This is a genomic window from Streptomyces sp. NPDC005195 (assembly GCF_040608315.1).
In the GTDB taxonomy this organism is placed as follows: Bacteria; Actinomycetota; Actinomycetes; order Streptomycetales; family Streptomycetaceae; genus Streptomyces; species Streptomyces kaempferi.
Map to the genome: position 1 here is coordinate 1 of NZ_JBEXHZ010000247.1, position 2,304 is coordinate 2,304.

General features: G+C 70.1%; 2 protein-coding genes. One reads left to right on the forward strand and one right to left on the reverse strand.

Features of this window, described 5'->3' with window-relative positions; all coding sequences use genetic code 11:
• A partial coding sequence (locus ABZV34_RS38590; RefSeq protein WP_356287695.1) for an SAM-dependent methyltransferase occupies positions 1-698 on the reverse strand: 698 nt, incomplete at its 3' end.
• A gap of 363 nt (positions 699-1,061) precedes the next feature.
• Here ABZV34_RS38590 and ABZV34_RS38595 point away from each other — a divergent pair.
• The coding region (locus ABZV34_RS38595; RefSeq protein WP_356287698.1) for a metallophosphoesterase at positions 1,062-2,304 on the forward strand (1,243 nt) is incomplete at its 3' end.

Sequence of the window (2,304 nt, forward strand, 5' to 3'; positions counted from 1 at the left end):
GGTTCGACCAGTTCGAACCCGTCGAAGAACCGCTCGACCTCGGCGCGACCGCGCAGGTTCAGGGTGGCGCTGGCCTTGTTGTAGACGGCCTGCGCGTCACGACGGTCGGCGAAGTCGCCCGTGGCGTGGGAGAGCACCAGGAAGCTGCCCGCGGGCAGCGCGTCGCGCAACGTGGCGACGACTTGCTCTGGATTGTCCGCATTGGTGAGGAAGTGGACGACGGCGACGAGGAGAAGCGCGACGGGTTCGTCGAAGTCGATGACGCGGCGCACGTCGGGGTGGTTCACGATGGCGAGCGGATCGCGCAGGTCGGCGAGGACGACGCTGGTCGGACCGGAGCGGCTGATCAGCGCGTTGGCGTGGGCGTTCACGATCGGGTCGTTGTCGACGTAGGCGATGCGCACGTCGGACGCCACCGCCTCTGCCGTCTCGTGCACGTTCGGCGCGGTGGGCAGTCCGGTGCCGACGTCGAGGATCTGGCGGACGCCGCTGCCCACGACATACCGGACAGCGCGCTGCAGGAAGGCGCGGTTGGCTCGCAGGCCGATCCGTGCCTCCGGGGCCGCGGCGGCGAGTTCGTCGCCGGCTCGCTGGTCCACCTCGTAGTTGTCCTTGCCGCCCAGCAGGTAGTCGTAGATCCGGGCCGGGTGCGGCCTGCTGGTGTCGATCCTCTCGGCACCCAATCCGTACTGCGTCACGCTGCGCTCCTTTCGACGGCCGCCCCGGCTCCCCGCACGCGAACGGCTCAGGACAGCCTGTCACATCAACTTGCGTGCACTCGACCGCAGTTCGCCCCCAGGGGGACCTGCGCAAAAACGGCGGCGGGCCACTGCCCGTCGTACCGGTGAACCGGCCGCACGCCACTGGTGGCCACTGGGTGTCCTTCGTCTGGGAGTTGTCGTCAAAGGCCGAGCGAGCCGGGGGCACGAAGGGCGAACTGCCGGACGGGCTCGGGTGCGTGGCCGACGCCCGAGAGAGGTGCCGTCACGGATGGGTGCGACGGGCCCGCGCCCCCACCCCCGCGTCCTGTGCCCTCGAAGATCGTTGTTAGCGTTCGCCGCATGTCCGACTCTTCACGCGACACCGCCCGGGGCGCCGGCTGGGGCAGCCCGGAACCCGGTGAGTACAAGCGCCGGTTGCCCGCCCGCGTCGAGAAGCTCTCGTGGCTGGATCCGAGGACGATGTGGCCCGCGCGCAACGGCGTGCTGGCCTCGTGGTTCGGGGACCCCACGGGCCGTACCCGTGCCCGGTGGGTGGAGCAGCGCAGGAACGCCGGCGCGCCCGCCGACGCGGTGGTGCGGCGGGATGATCCCGACCGCTTCTCCTTCATGGTCATCGGGGACACCGGTGAGGGTGACGAACCCCAATACGCCGTGATTCCGGGGTTTCTGAAGGCCAGTCAGGGATCGAGTTTCGCGGTCCTCGCCAGTGACGTGATCTATCCGGTCGGCAGTCTCGACGACTACGGAACGAAGTTCCACGGGCCGTACCGCGACTACCAGGCCCCCATCTACGCCGTGCCCGGCAACCACGACTGGTACGAGGACCTGCACGGCTTCATGCGGGTCTTCTGTGACGCGCCGGCCCTCGCGCCGGACACCGGGGCACGGCCTACGCTGCGGGAGCGGCTGCGTTCGCTGCTGTGGCACACCCCGCACGAAGCGGACGAGCAACGGCTGGCAGAGGCGCGGCAGTTGCGTGCGGAGCCTGCCCAACAGGCGGTCCAGCCAGGGCCGTACTGGGCCATCGACGCCGGTCCGGTGCGGATCATAGGCATCGACACCGGTCTCCTCGGCACGATCGACGCCGAGCAGGGCCGCTGGCTGCGTGAGGTATCCGCGGGCGACACTCCCAAGATCCTGATCACCGGTTCCCCTCTGTACGTGGACGCGGAGCACCACCCGTGCGAGATCGAGGGCGGCGGCACCGTGGACGACATCGTGCGCGACCCCGCGCATCACTACGTCGCCGCGATCGGGGGCGACATCCACAACTACCAGCGCTATCCCGTACGGGTCGGCGACCGCACCCTGCAGTACGTGGTCGCGGGCGGCGGCGGGGCGTTCATGCACGCCACCCACACCGTCCCGCGTGTCAGCGTCGCCGGGGTCACGGAGGCGGACTTCCGCTGCTACCCGCTCCGCGGCGACTCACTGGCCTTCTACAGCGGGCTCTACGGGCGCCGGCTGCGGATGCGGCGCTTCTTCACCCTGACCGAGGAGCAGTCCATGGCCGTCATGGCGGAGCGGCTCGGGATCCCGCCGGTCCGCTCCACGGGGACACCGGTCCAGGTCACTTGGCGCC